This window comes from Vibrio sp. 10N.222.55.C7 (assembly GCF_041473335.1).
Lineage (GTDB): Bacteria > Pseudomonadota > Gammaproteobacteria > Enterobacterales > Vibrionaceae > Vibrio > Vibrio crassostreae_C.
Genome location: NZ_JBFRSC010000072.1, coordinates 1 through 17,990, shown reverse-complemented (window position 1 = coordinate 17,990; position 17,990 = coordinate 1). Strand labels below are relative to the sequence as shown.

18 protein-coding genes and 1 pseudogene are annotated in these 17,990 nt (G+C 43.5%); 10 read left to right on the top strand and 9 right to left on the bottom strand.

The annotated features are described in order from the left end of the window. Nucleotides 1-160: 160 nt before the first annotated feature. The 4 genes from rlmB to rplI all read left to right on the top strand — a co-directional run bounded on the left by rlmB (nt 161) and on the right by rplI (nt 2,399). Nucleotides 161-901: a 23S rRNA (guanosine(2251)-2'-O)-methyltransferase RlmB gene (gene rlmB / locus AB4482_RS22200; protein WP_017063180.1), complete on the top strand. Its 741-nt coding sequence runs from the start codon at nt 161-163 to the stop codon at nt 899-901. A gap of 277 nt (nt 902-1,178) precedes the next feature. Continuing rightward, nucleotides 1,179-1,568: a 30S ribosomal protein S6 gene (gene rpsF / locus AB4482_RS22195; RefSeq protein ID WP_004741278.1), complete on the top strand. Its 390-nt coding sequence runs from the start codon at nt 1,179-1,181 to the stop codon at nt 1,566-1,568. A gap of 112 nt (nt 1,569-1,680) precedes the next feature. Further along, nucleotides 1,681-1,908 carry a 30S ribosomal protein S18 gene (rpsR, locus tag AB4482_RS22190; RefSeq protein ID WP_000090472.1) on the top strand — a complete coding sequence of 76 codons (228 nt, stop codon included), beginning with the start codon at nt 1,681-1,683 and terminating at the stop codon, nt 1,906-1,908. Between the two features lie 38 nt (nt 1,909-1,946). Continuing rightward, the gene (rplI, locus tag AB4482_RS22185; protein ID WP_010434182.1) at nt 1,947-2,399 is read left to right on the top strand and encodes a 50S ribosomal protein L9; all 453 of its coding nucleotides are present in this window, start codon (nt 1,947-1,949) and stop codon (nt 2,397-2,399) included. Between the two features lie 180 nt (nt 2,400-2,579). Here the strand turns inward: rplI and AB4482_RS22180 are convergent, their stop codons facing one another. After that, a complete protein-coding gene (locus tag AB4482_RS22180) occupies nt 2,580-3,464 on the bottom strand; it encodes a DUF481 domain-containing protein (protein ID WP_017071573.1) in 885 nt (294 codons plus the stop codon). Nucleotides 3,465-3,640: 176 nt separating this feature from the next. Between AB4482_RS22180 and AB4482_RS22175 the strand changes: the two genes are divergently transcribed. From AB4482_RS22175 to AB4482_RS22165, 3 genes are read left to right on the top strand one after another with little or no spacing between them, the layout of a single operon-like run. Then, nucleotides 3,641-5,032 (top strand): replicative DNA helicase, encoded by a 1,392-nt coding sequence (locus AB4482_RS22175; protein ID WP_016767560.1) that lies wholly within the window; start codon nt 3,641-3,643, stop codon nt 5,030-5,032. A gap of 6 nt (nt 5,033-5,038) precedes the next feature. Then, the gene (alr, locus tag AB4482_RS22170; RefSeq protein WP_017065624.1) at nt 5,039-6,124 is read left to right on the top strand and encodes an alanine racemase; all 1,086 of its coding nucleotides are present in this window, start codon (nt 5,039-5,041) and stop codon (nt 6,122-6,124) included. A 23-nt stretch (nt 6,125-6,147) separates the two neighbouring features. Next, entirely contained in the window at nt 6,148-7,353 is a 1,206-nt protein-coding gene (locus tag AB4482_RS22165) for a BamA/TamA family outer membrane protein (RefSeq protein WP_372181718.1), read from the top strand. 117 nt (nt 7,354-7,470) lie between these two features. Here AB4482_RS22165 and AB4482_RS22160 read toward each other — a convergent pair whose 3' ends face one another. After that, the gene (locus AB4482_RS22160; RefSeq protein ID WP_017059938.1) at nt 7,471-7,890 is read right to left on the bottom strand and encodes a secondary thiamine-phosphate synthase enzyme YjbQ; all 420 of its coding nucleotides are present in this window, start codon (nt 7,888-7,890) and stop codon (nt 7,471-7,473) included. A 326-nt stretch (nt 7,891-8,216) separates the two neighbouring features. Here AB4482_RS22160 and pgi point away from each other — a divergent pair, with 326 nt between their 5' ends. Next, nucleotides 8,217-9,869, top strand: a complete 1,653-nt coding sequence (gene pgi, locus AB4482_RS22155) for a glucose-6-phosphate isomerase (protein ID WP_017071572.1) — start codon at nt 8,217-8,219, stop codon at nt 9,867-9,869. 153 nt (nt 9,870-10,022) lie between these two features. Here the strand turns inward: pgi and AB4482_RS22150 are convergent, their stop codons facing one another. Continuing rightward, nucleotides 10,023-10,484: a chemotaxis protein CheX gene (locus tag AB4482_RS22150; protein WP_017059940.1), complete on the bottom strand. Its 462-nt coding sequence runs from the start codon at nt 10,482-10,484 to the stop codon at nt 10,023-10,025. A 17-nt stretch (nt 10,485-10,501) separates the two neighbouring features. Then, nucleotides 10,502-10,960, bottom strand: coding sequence for a zinc uptake transcriptional repressor Zur (zur, locus tag AB4482_RS22145; RefSeq protein WP_017059941.1), 459 nt, complete (start codon nt 10,958-10,960; stop codon nt 10,502-10,504). A 551-nt stretch (nt 10,961-11,511) separates the two neighbouring features. Here zur and AB4482_RS22140 point away from each other — a divergent pair. After that, nucleotides 11,512-11,742, top strand: a complete 231-nt coding sequence (locus tag AB4482_RS22140) for a pyocin activator PrtN family protein (RefSeq protein WP_372181717.1) — start codon at nt 11,512-11,514, stop codon at nt 11,740-11,742. 174 nt (nt 11,743-11,916) lie between these two features. On the opposite strand, the gene AB4482_RS22135 is transcribed toward AB4482_RS22140, so the two are convergent. After that, nucleotides 11,917-12,687, bottom strand: coding sequence for a carbon-nitrogen hydrolase family protein (locus AB4482_RS22135; protein WP_372102902.1), 771 nt, complete (start codon nt 12,685-12,687; stop codon nt 11,917-11,919). Nucleotides 12,688-12,927: 240 nt separating this feature from the next. On the opposite strand from AB4482_RS22135, the pseudogene AB4482_RS22130 reads away from it, so the two are divergent. Next, nucleotides 12,928-13,158: pseudogene (locus AB4482_RS22130) on the top strand (transposase); the annotation flags it as partial. Between the two features lie 107 nt (nt 13,159-13,265). On the opposite strand, the gene AB4482_RS22125 reads toward AB4482_RS22130, so the two are convergent. The 4 genes from AB4482_RS22125 to AB4482_RS22110 form a co-directional block, all read right to left on the bottom strand. Continuing rightward, nucleotides 13,266-14,444, bottom strand: a complete 1,179-nt coding sequence (locus tag AB4482_RS22125) for a hypothetical protein (RefSeq protein ID WP_372181715.1) — start codon at nt 14,442-14,444, stop codon at nt 13,266-13,268. Between the two features lie 13 nt (nt 14,445-14,457). After that, on the bottom strand, nt 14,458-15,762 hold the full coding sequence (locus AB4482_RS22120) for a hypothetical protein (RefSeq protein WP_372181714.1): 1,305 nt from the start codon (nt 15,760-15,762) through the stop codon (nt 14,458-14,460). A 62-nt stretch (nt 15,763-15,824) separates the two neighbouring features. Next, nucleotides 15,825-16,739 (bottom strand): OmpA family protein, encoded by a 915-nt coding sequence (locus tag AB4482_RS22115; RefSeq protein WP_102319821.1) that lies wholly within the window; start codon nt 16,737-16,739, stop codon nt 15,825-15,827. 91 nt (nt 16,740-16,830) lie between these two features. Continuing rightward, nucleotides 16,831-17,790, bottom strand: a complete 960-nt coding sequence (locus tag AB4482_RS22110) for an OmpA family protein (RefSeq protein ID WP_102319822.1) — start codon at nt 17,788-17,790, stop codon at nt 16,831-16,833. Between the last annotated feature and the right edge of the window lie 200 nt (nt 17,791-17,990).

Here is a 17,990-nt window from a genome sequence, read left to right as displayed (position 1 = left end):
CGCTCTGCTAATCAGGTTTAGCGCCTACTGATTTAGTGTGAAATGACTTTAATGCGAGAGTATCAGGCACAAGACGCATACTCTCGAAATGAACAACACAGAGGTGGATGCATCGGCATTGATGTCATTCATCTCTGAGCAATAAGAGTAAGTTGAGACAATGAGTAACGAATTTATTTACGGTATTCACGCGGTGAAAGCCGTACTAGAAAAAGATCCTGCACGTTTTATCGAAGCGTATGTATTGAAAGGTCGCCAAGACGAGCGTCTTCTTCCATTACTGAACCAACTGCAACAGTTTGGTGTGTCGATTCAACAGATGGGTCGTAAGCCGTTGGATGAAAAAGCACAAGGTGCGAATCACCAAGGTCTTATTGCTAAGGTGAAGCCTGCTAAGCAGCTTAATGAAACTCACCTAGACGATATCCTAGCGCAGCACGAACAGCCTTTGCTGTTAGTTCTAGACGGCGTAACAGACCCTCATAACCTAGGCGCTTGTCTACGTAACGCGGATGCCGCAGGTGTCGCTGCTGTTATCGTACCTAAAGATCGCTCTTCGCCGTTAACAGCAACGGTAAGCAAGGTTGCATGTGGCGCAGCTGAAACGGTTCCTCTTGTACGTGTAACTAACCTTGCTCGTACTATGCGTGCATTGCAAGAACAAGGCGTATGGTTTGTGGGTACGGCAGGTGAAGCAACGCATGATATCTACCAAGCGAAACTAACAGGCCCACTTGCAGTTGTGATGGGAGCCGAAGGTGACGGTATGCGTCGTTTAACTCGTGAAACTTGCGATGATCTGATTAAGATTCCAATGGCAGGTAGCGTATCGAGCTTAAATGTTTCTGTGGCGTCGGGTATTTGCCTGTTCGAAGCGGTAAGACAGCGTTTAGCTCAGTAATGCGTTAACGCTGCTTTAAGTCTATGAATTTATTAGCGCTCACCACTTGCTGGTGGGCGTTTCTTTTTAGGCTGTTATAGCAAAATCCATCGGTTTGTCGGATGGCTAGATGGCGACAGAAAAACTGTTTCATTATTCACCAAATAGCGCTTGCCAATACCGGGTTCTTTCTATAACATTTGCCGTCCTTAAAACTCGGTCATTTATCTTTAGTTCCTTGCTTCCTCTGGACGACCGGGCCACTCGTGGAAGCTAATAATCCGTAAGGAGCAACCAAATGCGTCATTACGAAATCGTATTCATGGTTCACCCTGATCAAAGCGAGCAAGTTGCTGGCATGATCGAGCGTTACACTGGTTCTATCACTGAAGCTGGCGGTACTATCCACCGTCTAGAAGACTGGGGTCGTCGTCAAATGGCTTACCCAATCAACAAGCTTCACAAAGCTCACTACGTTCTTATGAACGTTGAAGCTGGTCAAGAAGTGATTGACGAGCTAGAAACTGCTTTCCGTTTCAACGATGCAGTTCTACGTAACATGATCATGCGCACTAAAGGCGCTGTGACTGAGCAATCTATTATGCTTAAGCAAAAAGAAGAGCGTGCAGAGCGTGCTCCTCGTCGCGAAGAGCGTACAGAAGCTAAACCAGAAGCAGCTGCTGAGTAATTCTTTTTTGGCTTAATGCCTTAAAAAATTCTCAACTTGTTTAAGGTCATTGATAGTTATTTCGATAATTGTGAAAGACCGCTTTACTAAATTTAAGATCAGGAGATAGCCCATGGCTCGTTTCTTCCGTCGTCGTAAATTCTGCCGTTTCACTGCAGAAGGCGTACAAGAGATTGACTACAAAGACGTAGCAACTCTTAAAAACTACATCACTGAAGCTGGTAAAATCGTACCTAGCCGTATCACTGGTACAAGCGCTAAGTACCAGCGTCAACTAGCTCGCGCTATCAAGCGTTCTCGTTACCTAGCTCTACTACCGTACACTGACAAGCATCAGTAATCGGTAATAGTTAATAATAGTTTAAGAGGACTAAGATAATGCAAGTTATTCTACTTGATAAGATCGGTAACCTAGGTGGCCTTGGCGACCAAGTAAACGTTAAATCTGGTTACGCTCGTAACTTCCTTATCCCACAGGGTAAAGCAGTTATGGCAACTAAAGACAACGTTGCTATGTTCGAAACTCGTCGTGCTGAACTAGAAGCTAAAGTTGCTGAGCAACTAGCTGCTGCTGAAGCTCGTGCAGAGAGCGTTAACACTCTAGAAGGCGTTACAATCGCTTCTAAAGCTGGTGACGAAGGTAAACTATTCGGTTCTATCGGTACTCGTGACATCGCTGACGCTATTACAGCGGCAGGTGTTGCAGTAGCTAAGAGCGAAGTACGCCTACCTGAAGGCGCTCTACGTAACATCGGCGAATTCGAAGTAAGCATCCAACTTCACTCTGAAGTTTTTGCTACTGCGAAAATCGCTATCGTTGCAGCTGAGTAATTTCAGTACCAAGACGAATTCTTTCTTTTGAAAGTTTTAAACACCAGCTTCGGCTGGTGTTTTTTTATGTCTGGAATATAGGAAAGTACAAGAAAGGGCTACAGTAGGTAAAAAGCTTACGGTGATCCATAAGCTGTTATTGCTGAACAAGTTGTTCTCAAGGTTAGAGGTGGCCTAAGATTAGAACTGGAAGAGCAAGTTGATCGATAGAACAGAGTCTTGTTTGCTTAAGCCTTCAGGCACTTTATCGTGGTACTGGCGAGAGTGAGCGATCTTCAGCGCGATATTGTCAGTAATATCGTTGATGGCTTCTAACTCAGTATCAAACTTTAGGTTACTGTGACCAGAGACAAGCGTCACGTCTGCCTTGAGCTGCAAATTCTTCAACACCTGCCATGACGTATTCACGTTGCCACGGAAAATTGCCTCTTCAACAATCTCTGGGAAGATGATGTCATCATCATCAATCTCATCAAGGTTCGGTTCTTGGTAACGAAAACCTGGTCCCACTTCGACTTCCAACACAAACTCTTCGGTATTCGAAAACTGGTAACCCAAACCACTCGAAATTGTGTAGTCCTTAAAGTAAGCACTGTATCTCGAGTCGACTCCTTTGAAACTGCCGTAAAGGTAGGTTTTAGGGCTTAACTTGTAGTCACTCTGAGCTGAGTAAGTCGATTGCCTTTTATCTTCTTCGCCATCTTTGTAGAGGTTGTAGTATTTCCATTCACCACTGGTTCTATGACGGCCAGCCGTGTACTCACCGTTAAGGCGTGCGTTAAGCGCTCGTGAATCAGAGTTACCAGTATGCGACTGATATCCAAATTCGACTTCCGTTTTTAGCGGGCTCGGTAGTTCTGTATCACTTGTATCACTCGGTGCGATATCCATATCTTTTTCTTCAGGTGTCGGTGCAACGACGATCGGCTCAGAAGTAGGTTCTGAAACTACTATAGAGTCGAGGATTGCATCAACAGAGTCTTTAGCATCATCAGCTAAGGCCATCGGAGCGCTCAGGAGACCAGTGCTTAGAAGACCAGTGCTCAGAGCCAATAATTTGGACACGCATACCTCTAGTTATACAGTGAGTGAATGGCAGGATCGTAATGCTACCCTTGGTTAATTCCGTCAGCAATAGGTAAATTCTTCCTGAAGAATAAAACAAACTCATAGGATCGGATTACAAACGGATGTTCTTGGGTATAATGAACGATCATTATTAGTTATTGAGTGTAGTCATAGTGGATACCAAAAGTCAGAAATCAGCCAACGATCAGGTGGACGCCATCAAGGTCCCGCCACATTCATTAGAAGCTGAGCAATCTGTTATTGGCGGTTTGTTATTAGATAACGAACGCTGGGATACAGTTGCCGAAAAGGTTGTGGCCAAAGACTTTTATAGCCGTCCTCACCGTCTGATCTTTGAAGCGGTAAAGGATATCCTTGAAGAAAGTTCTCCTCTGGATCTTATTACACTCTCTGAACATTTAGAGCTGCGTGAGCAACTTGAAGAAGTGGGTGGCTTTGCTTACCTTGCTGACTTAGCGAAAAACACACCAAGTGCCGCAAACATCAATGCGTATGCGGATATCGTAGCGCAACGTGCACTTGTTCGTAGCCTGATTGGTGTCGCGAATGAGATTGCTGATTCTGGTTATGACCCTCAAGGTCGTACTTCGGAAGAGCTGGTTGATCTTGCTGAAAGTAAAGTCTTCGCGATTGCCGAAGGCCGTGCAAGTGAAAACGAAGGTCCACAAAACGTTGATAGCATTCTAGAGAAGACGCTAGAACGTATCGAGATCCTATACAAAACGCCGCAAGATGGTGTGACAGGTGTCGATACTGGCTTCAACGACCTCAACAAGAAAACAGCAGGTCTACAAGGCTCTGACTTAATTATTGTTGCTGCTCGTCCATCGATGGGTAAAACCACATTTGCGATGAACTTGTGTGAAAACGCGGCGATGAAGCAAGACAAACCGGTTTTAATCTTCTCGCTAGAGATGCCAGCCGAACAGCTGATGATGCGTATGCTTGCGTCACTTTCTCGCGTAGACCAAACCAAGATTCGTACTGGTCAGCTAGATGATGAAGATTGGGCTCGTATCTCGTCGAGTATGGGTATTCTGATGGATAAGAAGAATATGTATATCGATGACAGCTCGGGTCTAACGCCAACAGAAGTGCGTTCTCGTGCTCGACGTATCGCTCGTGAACACGATGGTATCTCTATGATCATGATAGATTACCTTCAATTAATGCGTGTGCCTTCGTTATCTGATAACCGTACTCTTGAAATCGCCGAGATTTCTCGCTCATTGAAAGCGTTAGCAAAAGAGCTCAACGTTCCGGTTGTGGCACTTTCTCAGCTTAACCGTTCCCTAGAGCAACGTGCTGATAAGCGCCCAGTAAACTCGGATTTGCGTGAATCAGGTTCGATTGAGCAAGATGCCGATTTGATCATGTTCATCTATCGTGATGAGGTTTATAACCCAGATAGTTCCTTGAAAGGCATTGCTGAGATCATCCTTGGTAAGCAACGTAACGGTCCGATCGGTTCGGTTCGTCTTACGTTCCAAGGCCAACACTCCCGATTTGATAACTATGCAGGCCCTGCATTTGATGATGAGTAATCGCTAATGACTTACATGAAAGCGGCGACGGCGAGCATTGACTTAAACGCGCTCGAACATAACCTGAACCAGATAAAGTCGAAGGCTCCTCAGTGCAAGGTCATGTCTGTTGTGAAAGCCAATGGCTACGGACACGGCTTACTGCATATAGCCAAGCATTCAAAAAGCTCTGATGCTTTTGGTGTGGCGCGTATTGAAGAAGCGTTACAACTTCGTGCTGGTGGCATTGTTAAACCTATTTTGTTGCTGGAAGGATTTTACTCTTCGGGCGATTTGCCAATCTTGGTGACCAATAACATTCAAACGGTGGTGCATTGTGAAGAGCAATTAAGCGCGCTAGAGAATGCGGATTTGGAAACACCCGTTGTGGTATGGCTAAAAGTCGACAGTGGTATGCACCGATTAGGTGTTCGCCCTGAGCAATACCAAAACTTTGTTGAGCGTTTGCATCAATGTGCGAATGTTGCCAAACCTCTACGTTACATGAGCCACTTCGGTTGTGCTGATGAACTGGATAGAGCAACCACCGTTGAACAGACAGAGCTTTTCTTGTCGCTTACTGAAGGTTGTGAAGGGGAGCGTTCACTTGCTGCCTCTGCGGGTTTACTCGCTTGGCCAGATAGCCACCTTGATTGGGTTCGTCCGGGAATCATATCTTACGGTGTCTCTCCGTTTGTTGATAAATCAGCGCAAGAGCTTGGATTTTTGCCTGTGATGACCCTGACCTCACACCTAATTGCCGTTCGCGATGTGAAAGCCGGTGAAAGTGTGGGTTATGGCGGAAACTGGACCAGTGAACGTGATACCAAGGTTGGTGTTATCGCGATTGGTTACGGTGATGGTTATCCTCGTACTGCACCTAACGGTACTCCAGTGTTCGTTAACGGTCGAAAAGTACCGATCGCAGGACGTGTATCAATGGACATGCTAACGGTTGATCTAGGCCCTGATGCGGCAGATAAAGTCGGCGATGAAGCGACTCTGTGGGGTAAAGATTTACCTTCAGAAGAAGTGGCTGAACATATCGGCACTATCGCTTACGAGTTAGTCACTAAGCTGACTTCGCGTGTTGCGATGGAATATGTGAAGTAATCATGGATCTTGATAAGTAAATTATGTTCAAGCGAACGACTCGAAGCTGGCTAATGTCTGCAATGACATTACTCGGTGTCAGCTTTTCTTCTTCCGCTGTGAGTGAAGAAAAAGATTCAGCCTTTGTTCCTTTCTACTTCAGCACCGAAACCATGGGTAACACCTTTGGGGTTGCGGGTGTCGCAAAGGGTGTTTGGCAACCTCAAGCCGCTCTGTTTGGTATGGCACTCTATTCAGACAAAGACAGTTACGTCGGTTTTCTATCGGCTTTTAACTATGCCTTGTCTGAGAACGTATTGTTTAGCACTCAGATGTATCAAGCGCGCTTCAACGACAATCCTTATTATATTGGCTCTCAAGGCGATAACGATTCATCTATCGATGACAAAACTATAGTTGATGGCTTAGAGCAGAATTATCAGTTTGAATTTAAATATCTGCTGCCTTGGGGCAATGTTGCAGAGCATGGCTTACTCGGCGCGTTTCAACCAATCAAAGAGGTCAGTTTTGCTTCGCCAGTCGAATCGGGTGTCAGTTCGATTTTATTTACACCTTTTTATACTGCTCGTGAGCTAGAAGGTTTAAATAATACTGAAGAGGCGACCGGTTTTAGTTTGGCGTTCGATTGGGATAATCGTGATAGCACACGCAACCCGACCAGAGGTTCTCACACTAACCTTGAGTTCACCACTGGCGCAGAGAGTTGGTCTAACGATGACTTGTGGCTTAAGTGGACCTTCCAAAATAGCCAGTACTTTGCTTTAGGTCCTTTAGGGGACTTATTCGATCAACAAGTTTTAGCATTTGATTTCTATACCGCTGACACGCCAACGTGGGATAACTGCTCTGGGCAAGATTGTGCTCGCCCACCAGAAACGGAGCAAGCTCGATTGGGTGGCTTGTATCGTTTACGAGGTTATACCGGAGGTCGTTATCACGGTCGCTCTGCAGTTCATTATTCTGCTGAGTACCGAGTACTTCCTGACTGGCAACCACTTGGCGATATCCCACTGATAAACTACTACGATTTGCCTTGGTGGCAATGGGTAGCGTTTGCTGAATTAGGGCGCGTTGCCGATGAGTACGACATCAAAACACTGCACTCGGACATGAAATGGAGCTTAGGCGGCGCGGTGCGTTTCCAAGTGGAAGGCATTGTTGTACGTGCTGAGTTGGCGCGAGGTGGTGACGAAGGGGCCTTTAGGGTTATGATAAACCAGCCCTTCTAAACCTTTTGGCCTACAGTAGGCCAAATACTATTTTTATTCGAGTGGTCGTGGAAACACACCACTCTTTTTTATTAACAAGATATTGTTTTTATTAAGGAGATCTTGTTTTCAAGCCGTCTACTCACCTTGCATCGTAGCAATCACAGTTCGGCTTCCACCACAATCTCGGTGCTCTCCTAAGTAAATGCCCTGCCATGTTCCTAAAGCTAAACGACCATTGCTAATTGGTATTGTCACACTGGTGCCAAGTGTCGATGCTTTAATGTGGGCAGGCATGTCATCATCACCTTCATAGGTGTGTCTGTAGTAGGGCGCTCGCTCTGGGACAAACTTATTAAAGTGCGACTCCATATCGGTACGGACGGTAGGATCAGCGTTCTCGTTTAGCGTGAGGCTGGCAGAGGTATGTTGGATAAAAAGATGTAATAAACCAACAGATAGAGAATTGATATCGTGTATCTGTTGTTCAATTTCATCAGTAATGAGATGAAATCCACGCTTTCGTGCATTTAGGTGTATAGTCTTCTGAATCCACATACGCCATCCTTTATAATGTATTTGGAAAAAAAGTGGTTTAACGCTATCTTTTGAACTTGAATTTATCAGGTATCGCTCACATTTAATTATGTTAGAGCTAGAGTCTGTACCGATTCTTCTGTCAGGAAATCTAATCCTGATTTATCTCAAGGTACAGCTCTTCATATGCGGCATAATACGTCGTGAAAAAAAATTACAAAGAATCTTTCAGTGGTGACGCGGTTTGGTCATCACAGAAAAATATAAACTTTCGCCTAATCGGGGGTTCTATTCATCACCCAGGTGACGTTTAGAATAAAACCTACAGTAACATCGGGATAGATACCATGTTGAAAAATATCAACCCAACGCAAACACAAGCGTGGAAAGCTCTAACGGCACATTTTGAGTCTGCTCAAGATATGGATATGAAAGAGCTGTTTGCTCAAGATGCAAAGCGTTTCGAGAGCTTTTCTACTCGTTTCGGTTCTGACATCTTAGTGGATTACTCTAAGAACCTTATCGATGCTGAAACTATGCAGCACCTATTTGCTCTTGCGAACGAGACTGAAGTTAAGTCTGCAATCGAAGCAATGTTCGGTGGTGATGCAATCAACAAGACTGAAGGTCGTTCAGTACTTCACACTGCTCTACGTAACCGTAGCGACAAGCCAGTAATGGTTGACGGCAAAGACGTAATGCCAGCAGTTAACGCTGTACTAGCAAAAATGGAACTGTTCACACACCGCATCGTTTCTGGTGAGTGGAAAGGTTACACAGGTAAAGAGATCACTGATGTTGTAAACATCGGTATCGGCGGTTCGGATCTTGGTCCATACATGGTGACTGAAGCACTAACGCCATACAAAACTCGCCTAAACATGCACTTCGTTTCTAACGTAGATGGCACTCACATCGTTGAGACACTTAAGCCTCTTAACCCAGAAACAACGCTATTCTTAGTGGCATCTAAAACATTCACGACTCAAGAAACAATGACTAACGCGCACTCTGCACGTGATTGGTTCTTGGCTGAAGCGGGTGACAACGCACACGTAGCTAAACACTTCGCAGCACTATCAACTAACGCAACTGCGGTCGCTGAGTTTGGTATTGATACTGACAACATGTTCGAATTCTGGGACTGGGTTGGTGGTCGTTACTCACTATGGTCTGCAATCGGTCTTTCTATCTCACTATCTGTTGGCTTCGATAACTTCGTTGAGCTACTAGAAGGTGCTCACGAGATGGATAACCACTTTGCTTCAACTGAGTTTGAAAGCAACATTCCAGTAATCCTTGCGCTTATCGGTATTTGGTATAACAACTTCCACGGCGCTGAGTCAGAAGCAATTCTACCTTACGACCAGTACATGCACCGTTTTGCAGCTTACTTCCAGCAAGGCAACATGGAATCAAACGGTAAGTTTGTAGACCGTGACGGCAATCCAGTAGAATACCAAACTGGTCCTATCATCTGGGGTGAACCAGGTACAAACGGTCAGCACGCTTTCTACCAACTGATTCACCAAGGCACTAAGCTGATCCCATCAGACTTTATTGCTCCTGCTATCAGCCACAACCCAGCATCTGATCACCACCAGAAGCTAATGTCTAACTTCTTTGCTCAAACTGAAGCGCTTGCTTTCGGTAAGACAAAAGAGACAGTGGAAGCTGAATTCCTAGCGGCTGGCAAAACAGCTGAAGAAGTGGCTGAGCTTGTACCTTTCAAAGTATTTGAAGGTAACCGTCCAACGAACTCTATTCTTGTTAAGCAAATCAACCCTCGCTCTTTAGGTAACCTAATCGCGATGTACGAGCACAAGATCTTCGTTCAAGGCGTTATCTGGAACATCTTCAGCTTCGACCAATGGGGTGTAGAACTTGGTAAGCAACTAGCAAACCAAATTCTTCCAGAGCTTGCTGACGATGCTCAAGTAACGTCTCACGACAGCTCAACTAACGGTCTAATCAACGCATTTAAAGCGCTTAAAGCTTAATTGAGTTGATAGCACCAAAAAAACGCCAACCTTCGGGTTGGCGCTTTTGTATCTGTATAGCAAGCATTGGTTAAATCGCAGGTAATAAAAAAGGCTGGCATGATGCCAACCTTCTTTGAGTTGATACTCAGTACTGCTAGAAATAAACAGCTGTTATTCGAAACAGATCTCGATGAAAGCATTACCCCATTGAGATGAGAAAGGCATGATGATGATTGCCCCATCACACTTGTGACGAATCGTATGACCTTTACCGGAAACCACGATTGGTGTTGCCATATCGAAGTCAAAACCGCTTTCCGCAAGAATACGTTTCGCACCGCCAGTCACCATGTTAGTGATTTCACCCACCATATCGGTCACTTCTTCGTTGAGGCCGTTTGGTCGTTCACCAAGCATGTTTTCCATGATTTCGAGAGCGAGACCTTCATCAAAGGTGATCGACATAGAGCCACGAGATTGTGTACCCACCATACCAATTAGGCCGGATACATCACCACGAGCGATTTCATCTTTCTTAACTCTCGGTTTTTGTGGCTTCAATTCTAGAGAAGCCATCGTTTTTAATACGTTCATCAAAGAAGCTAAAAACGGGTTTACAAATTCAGCGCGCATAATGTTCTTCTATAATCTTATTCTTTCATCTCGGAGGAGCAAGATTGGCAAATGCCATGCGATTCAATGACATGATTCGTCAATTGAAAGCCATGCTTCTCAGCGTTACTGGCGAGTAGGGTGACAAGCGCATCGTCCTGCAGTTCTATCACAGTGCCACATTTATCGCAGATCAGTAGTTGGGAGAAATGTTTGTTGGCATTGCAAGAGCAGCAGCATATGAAGCTATTGGTTGACTCAACTCTGTGAATGAAACCTTGCTCCAACAAGAAATCCAAAGCGCGATATACTGTAGGTGGCTTGGCTTGCGGTTCACTGACTTTCAACTGCTCTAATAATTCATAAGCACTGGAGGCTTTTTTATTAGAGAGGATGAGCTCAAACACTCGCTTTCTTTGAGGTGTTAATCTAACGCCTCGCGATGCGCATATCCCTTCAACTTGCTCTATTAATGTGTGGTCCAAATTTTTCACCATTCAATCGGACATCCCTAATCAAACCTTATTTCTAGGTTACTACGTTTTGGGAGCCAATGATTTCTATTAAAGTCAGGTACAGAGCGTATTGTGACCCACGACTTTGAATAAGACAAGGTAACTCAAAATGACAGTGTGACTCAAGGCATAACTGATTAATGAGGTTGAATTAGAGATCTGGTGAATAGGTTTATAAAAAAGTATGAGGTAAAGTTCATATAGCACAAACAGGGCATAGCATTTACAATAGCCGACCTTGCTTTTGCTGGGTATTCCAGCATATTTTTTTGACTCGCTACCAGGGTACTTTACCATGACACATTCATGTAGATTGTCTGTCGCTCCAATGCTCGATAGTAGCGAATTTTAACTAACCTAATGAATTACAAATATTTAATTATTGGTTTGTGCCCACTGAGTGCCCATAGTTAACTTTTCATATCATAAATCTGCTAGTCAAAGTCGAAACACGTAAAAACGTCCTGCTATTTTGCCAAACTTTTCAAATCATTGTTCATAGTATAACCAGTAGATAACTGGAGATCGAGGCTATGAAAAGAATCTCAACTTTTGACTTGCTTCTAAAGCAACATGGAAAGGTCCTTATCCCGCTCTCAGAGCTTTGTGAAAAGTACTTAGGAGTTACCTATAGAGTTGCAAGGCGTCATTACCTTTCGGGAAGTTTGCTCATTCCTGTCGTGGCTATGGGGGAAGGGCAAAAGGCAAAGTTGGTGGTTCATCTGGAAGATCTGGCTAAGTTCGTAGACTCAAAACGCAGGTAGCTGCGCTAATCCCTCTTTTTCACTAATCTGCTTCTTTCTTACTGTTGTGAATTAGCAAATTTGGCCACAAAGTTAGAATTCTAAGCATTAGGAAAAGTAAACCAAAACTCAGATAATTGAAATTAGGTTCAATCTCACTCCGGCTCACTTCGGGGCATTTCTGAGTTTGCCGAGCTACTCTGAGCCAGCTTTGTCCAGTGATTGAAAGTACATATTATCAATTTTACCGTTCGTAATTGTACACACCGTGATACCCTCCAGTATCTCGCTGCCTTGAACAACAATCTCACCTTCACTGTCCCAGACGCTACATTTTCCAGCCGTGTCCCAACCTCCTGTCTTTCCAACGAAGTTTGACAGCAAGACAGGTACATCAAGCTTCTTTGCAATACTAGATAGCAGCTCACTATCTAGTGAGAAACCTTTTTTTGAAATCAGTGCACTTACTAGGTATATATCGACATTTGCAGCCTTGGCATCGCTGTAATGCATTGGCTCTGTAAAATCGGCACAAACAGCGAGTCCAACCTTCACATTATTAACGCTAAAAAAGTAATTATCATCGCCAGCAACGCAGTAATTATTTTCTCCTTCATGAAGGTATTGCTTTTGGTAGTAATTTACCTCTCCGCTAGCATGTAAAACAACAGCCCCTATATAAGGAGTTGAGTGCTCACTTCTTAAAGGACATCCAACAATAATCGTCAAACCATTTGATACCGCAGTACTAGAAAGCTCTTCAATCAATGGTGATGAGCGATTTATTGCTAATTCTGATAATAATTCGGGTTCATAGCCTGTTAACGACAGCTCAGGGAATGTGATTATATTCGCACCTAAATGCGCTGCTTGCACACATAGCTCTTTGTGAGATTCCATGTTCACTGCAATATTTCTGCTTTTAACTCTGTATTGAGCCAAAGCAACCCTAACAACACCTTCCATATCACTGCCCTATAAGCACTATATAACAACAGCTTACAATAACATCTAGTAGCCCCCATTCATAAGAAAAAGTATGCTGAACGACTAGGTAGTCAAGTGGGAATCAAATCAAACGTAACACCGAATGGGGCAGAATCTTCTTAGAGAAATCTGTTTGGTTAGGAAAATACGAATAACTTTTAGTGTCGAAAAGCCCTTTTGAAGGGTTCAGTCTGAATGGTATATATCTTCAACGCGGCGTGGTGGTCACAAGTACAAGAGAGTGGAATTAAGCCATTGAAAGAGTTCGCACGAAAACTGAGTCCTTATCTTCACGGTATTATCGCATCGGCAAGTTATCCGCTAAACACCTGCACCCTAGAAGGGATAAACAACAAGATAAAGCTAATCAAGCGAATGGGGTATGGGTATCGAGATACCGACTACTTCTTCTTGAAGATAAAAGCGGCTTTCCCCGGAAAGCCGCGATGAACCGAAAGAAAGCCTAACCGATACACTTAAACATCGATCGTTGAGGTATGAATTAGGCTATTAGTAATACCTTAAAGCGCTTTCGAAACGAAAAGCTCTTGCAAGATTTAGAACATTAAGAAATTATCTTTTTCCAACACAAGATCGAACTGGAACTTATTGTTGGTATCCGCTTGCATCGTCGATGGGTTCAAATCACCAATAAAACCAGACGCCTTTTGTCCACTCTCTGTCAAAACAATGCTATCACCCGATTCAAAATCAAGCCCTGAGTGATGCTGAACAATCTCCAGTTTGTACTCAACCTTATTACCTTTCGTTTCAAAGCTGCCATTTAGCATCATGCCGTAGCCATTAATACTCGCAAACGCTTGATTAATTTCACCACGAGACAAACCTTCCGGGCGCTCAATACGCAATTTAAACAGCGTTTCAACGCCTTGAGACTTAATCACACCAGAGTAACTGTCAGAAATAGCCGGCATATTATATTGCGTGCGATTCATACCTGGTAAGTTAGAAGAAAAACTCTTCAAGTGACCAGCACTAGCTTGCAAGTAACTTTCCCAAAACGCAGCTAAGTGAGCATTACGCACACCCGTTGAATCAATCCCGTGGAAATACACCGTCGCATTATTAAAGTTAGCATTGTGCTTGCCCGCTAGAACAATACCCGCTTCTTTTGCTGCATCGCTATCACTTAAGTCCGTTAATGAAACATCTGAGCTATTTTGAATGCCATCAGAATAAACTACCAAACGAATTGGCGTTGAGTTCAAACGGATATCATTAGTCACTTGAAACAAACTACGCGCTAAATCCTTTTCAGGCACAGCACGGTCATAATCCGGTTGTGCTGTATGAGGACTCGCCTGCATCGCTTCACCTAATCCACGTTGCATTAAACGCGTCAACTTTGGCATATCATCACGGATAACGCGTTCAGGAGCCGCTCGCAATAAACCGCCGCTTTCTAATGCATTCACATTAGGAAAACAAGTCGTAAAGGCATGAGACATATCGCCATTTGGAGAAAGATAATAGATACCAATCTCTTCACTTGGCAAATATGACGGCGGTAGAGTTTGCATAATATCTTGCGCCCAACTGGCACTATTGTTTGGAATGGACGTCGAATCAATCACCAAATAAGTTTGACGTGGTGCCCCCTCACTAAGACAGTACTTAGCAGCATCAAAGCCACCCGTATTAATCATCCCAGAAGCAAATGCTTGTGGCGCACACAGCGCAGTCAGTAGCGCGGCAGATTTAATTTTATTCATCATATTTTTCATAGAATTACGCAACCATATTCAGTAATTGATCTTTACTAATCGCAATATCATGCTTGTAGTAAGTATCTAAACTCTTCATCTCCGCACCAATTTTCACTTCCTCAAGCTGCTTAGCACGAAGCTGCATCACTAGATTATTGTGGTAAGTACGTAAGTTGCGGTTAACCTCTTTATGCACCTGACCAAGAATACCATCAGCATGATTGGCCAACTCTTCTTGCAAACGCTCAATCTTTTTCAATTCCATCAATTCAGCTTCTTGCGCATTCGCTAGCTCAGCGATCTGCTTAGAAAATTTCGCTTCAACCTGGTTTAACTCTTTATTCAAACCCTTATCCAAACGGTTAAAACGCTCACGAGCACTGGTGAAATCTTTTTGCGCTTCCTGGTAAGATGGTTTGGCATCATTTAACACATAGGCACAGAACATACTGATAAACCAAGGTGCAATAGAGAAAATGATGAATGGGAATAACAGCATCATTGCCGACTCTTGAGATGCCGATGCATCGCCCCACATACCCATATCAACCGCGGCTAATTCACGAGCAATCGCTTGATAACGAACCATTAAGATACCGACCGTAATCGAAATTAACGCCAACCAAGCAAAAGCCTGCATTCGATAGTGTTGTCGCTTTTCACGAGATTCAACATCCGGTCCCATCAGCTCTAAACGTTGTTTTAAGAACTTGCCATGAAAGTGAGCCGCTGCCGCAGTAACAATGGCACTCACAAACGCTAACGCTAAAGCAAACAGAGGAATATTCAGCAGTTCACCTAACGTTTCATAGTTCATCCAAAACTCTGGCACACTAGGAATAAGCAGACCCAGCGAGTAAATCAGCGGGTTCACTTTTCTCGGCGGCTTACCACCGGCAGAATTAAACATTTTATCGTAACGCGTTTTGGTTTTTTCTAACTCATCTTTCGCATCTTGATAGCCACTTTCCTGAACATAGCTGGTTTTTTTCGCCGCTAAAGCATCGGCTTTCGTGTTACAAACTTGCTGATACTCAGTATCTTTCTTCATGTATGCTGACTCATCAGCATGTTTACGTAAACGAGTTTGCAATTGAGAAAAATCAGAGTACCAACGCCCCAAATGCTCAAGAGGATCGCGAATAACAGATAGCATTCCATTGGTGTGTGAATTATGGTCGGTAACAACCAAGTTCGTTTGCTCTGCAGCTTCCACTTCCTCACGAACCTTACGCTGAATATCCTGACTAAGGTCCTTGGCTATAACCGCACTTTCAAGCGGTCGCTGCACCATAAATTTTTCAATATCCGTTTTCACCTGTTGCATGTATATTTCTCGCCCTAACGTATCAAAATGATTAAATATTAAAGTAGTAAAATCTTCTAATTCTATTTACTAATATATTTTTTTATATCGAACTCTCGGTATATAAACACCGAAAATGGTGCCTTTCTAAAGGTTCTTCTTACTTGTGGCCCCGTACGTTCTTTTGCCAATAGCTCCAAATCAGAACGAAGCTCACTAAAAGACTCAAAGTCACGTAGATCACTACTCACTTTCTTATCACGGGAATAAGCCCATACTTCCATAGAACGAGCATTACATGATTGCCCGGCGCAGCGATAATGACGGTATAAGTGAGAAGCAAACTGCTCATTTTCAGTCATCAAGATCTCCACACGGCGATTGCGGGCCTTATTACTTTGACTGTTATTTTTTGCGATAGGATAATCAGGACCACCCGCGATCAAAACGAGTGAATTATGTAGCACTCCTTGCTGCTCTAGGTAACGAGCGGTTGACAGTGCTCGCCTTAGCGATAAATCAATATTATGAGCCCATGAGCCAGACGCATCAGTATGACCAGTAATCACTAAAAGCTGATTATCACGCGCCGCTTGCCTTTCATGATAAGTCACCGCAACCTCGGCTAGCTGAGCTTTTATGTCACTATTCAACTTATCGCTATTAACGGCAAAGCCAGAGCTGGCCGATAAATTACGTAAAATCGCAATCCCATCTCCCAGTTCATTAAGCGGCTCCCCTGCCTGCTGGCTTGGGTAGAAATGCACATAGCCCCCCGCCTTCTCAACAGGAAAGTACAGCTCATCATCACCCACTTCAGCCACCCAAGAAAAGTCCTTTTCTACCTCAGAAAGCGCCTCTTCTTTGCGAGTTAAAGCGGTCTCTTGCATACCCTCGACTGGTTGGTTTTCTTTATCTATATAATCCACACGCTCAGGAGAAGAGCAGCCTGATAGTGCCAATATTAAAAGTAAATAATAAAAATATTGCTTATTCATGCCCAATAACTATCTATACTAAGAGCCAAAATTACGAAACCTAGATAAATCCTTCTACCTTGGTTTTGCCTATGATGTAACGAAGTGTCGTTTAACCACGCGTTGGCGGCAGCGACAAAGAACGATAACGAATGTTTTTTTCAGACTGGGTACGCTCTTGCTGTAACTCTTCAGCTTCAAAACTGCGAACTTCTTCTGGCTCTTTCGCCACACGAATTGTTTTCAGTTCGGTTGGAATGTGACGAGAGTTCGTCGTGACCTTGCCATCACGTGCATAACCAACAGCCTGAAGCTCTCTGGATTCACAGCCATTAGAGAAGCAAGGTGCTGAACGATAGTAATCACTAATGAAATTCACATCATGAGTAATAAAGAACTCCACACGACGGTTCTTCGCTTTATTTTCTACACTATCGTTTTTAGCAATCGGGTAATCAGGCCCTGCTGCCATACGTAATAACGCTTCATTCGGAACGCCTTGTGCCATTAAGTAGCGCGCCGCTGAGTCGGCACGATCTCGTGATAACTGCTTATTGTATTGCCACGAACCTGAGGAGTCGGTATGACCAGTAATAATGATGAACAATCTTTCATCATTATATTTTGAATGGCTATAATATAAATTTTTAATCGAGTTTAACGCCAGAGTAGTATTCGGGTTCAAAGTTGAACTACTGACCATAAATCCAGCTGTATCAATAGCGTTATAAGCACCAACATACCCGTAATCGCTGGCTAAGCGAGTCTGTTCAATAAGCTTAGTTAACTCGAGACTTGAGTCATCAATATTCTTACTATCAAAAATATAGTAAGTATTATCACCGCTGTCTTTGGCGAAATAACGACCGGTTTCAATATGATCTAACTGCTCATTAATAGAGACTTCATTAATTAGTAACACTTTGTTGTTCACATCAGGATTATTATTCCCAGACTGATGAACTATGTCGTAACTATTGGCTTGCTCAATAACCTGAGTATGCTGCTGGTGACTGGAGCATCCCGATAGGGTCATTAAAAAAACAAATGAAAACGTTACTTTATTATTCATAGCTATATTTTCTAATTAGAATAGTGCATAAAACAGACGATCTGTGTAAAGAATCATACTGCAAGTTATTGAAATTTACCTTATAAGTCTCCGTAAATACTGTATATATAGCAATTAATTAACTCTCTAATTTGTAAGGAAATATTACAGTTCAATCTATTTAAAAGTAAGCGCACTATTAACCCCAGGGTGCGAGCACA

Bases quoted from the DNA above. Each gene is read 5' to 3' on its own strand.
- rlmB (WP_017063180.1), top strand. From the start codon at position 161: ATGAGTAACGAATTTATTTACGGTATTCACGCGGTGAAAGCCGTACTA.
- rpsF (WP_004741278.1), top strand. From the start codon at position 1,179: ATGCGTCATTACGAAATCGTATTCATGGTTCACCCTGATCAAAGCGAG.
- rpsR (WP_000090472.1), top strand. From the start codon at position 1,681: ATGGCTCGTTTCTTCCGTCGTCGTAAATTCTGCCGTTTCACTGCAGAA.
- rplI (WP_010434182.1), top strand. From the start codon at position 1,947: ATGCAAGTTATTCTACTTGATAAGATCGGTAACCTAGGTGGCCTTGGC.
- alr (WP_017065624.1), top strand. From the start codon at position 5,039: ATGACTTACATGAAAGCGGCGACGGCGAGCATTGACTTAAACGCGCTC.
- AB4482_RS22165 (WP_372181718.1), top strand. From the start codon at position 6,148: ATGTTCAAGCGAACGACTCGAAGCTGGCTAATGTCTGCAATGACATTA.
- AB4482_RS22160 (WP_017059938.1), bottom strand. From the start codon at position 7,890: ATGTGGATTCAGAAGACTATACACCTAAATGCACGAAAGCGTGGATTT.
- pgi (WP_017071572.1), top strand. From the start codon at position 8,217: ATGTTGAAAAATATCAACCCAACGCAAACACAAGCGTGGAAAGCTCTA.
- AB4482_RS22150 (WP_017059940.1), bottom strand. From the start codon at position 10,484: ATGCGCGCTGAATTTGTAAACCCGTTTTTAGCTTCTTTGATGAACGTA.
- zur (WP_017059941.1), bottom strand. From the start codon at position 10,960: ATGGTGAAAAATTTGGACCACACATTAATAGAGCAAGTTGAAGGGATA.
- AB4482_RS22140 (WP_372181717.1), top strand. From the start codon at position 11,512: ATGAAAAGAATCTCAACTTTTGACTTGCTTCTAAAGCAACATGGAAAG.
- AB4482_RS22135 (WP_372102902.1), bottom strand. From the start codon at position 12,687: ATGGAAGGTGTTGTTAGGGTTGCTTTGGCTCAATACAGAGTTAAAAGC.
- AB4482_RS22125 (WP_372181715.1), bottom strand. From the start codon at position 14,444: ATGATGAATAAAATTAAATCTGCCGCGCTACTGACTGCGCTGTGTGCG.
- AB4482_RS22120 (WP_372181714.1), bottom strand. From the start codon at position 15,762: ATGCAACAGGTGAAAACGGATATTGAAAAATTTATGGTGCAGCGACCG.
- AB4482_RS22115 (WP_102319821.1), bottom strand. From the start codon at position 16,739: ATGAATAAGCAATATTTTTATTATTTACTTTTAATATTGGCACTATCA.
- AB4482_RS22110 (WP_102319822.1), bottom strand. From the start codon at position 17,790: ATGAATAATAAAGTAACGTTTTCATTTGTTTTTTTAATGACCCTATCG.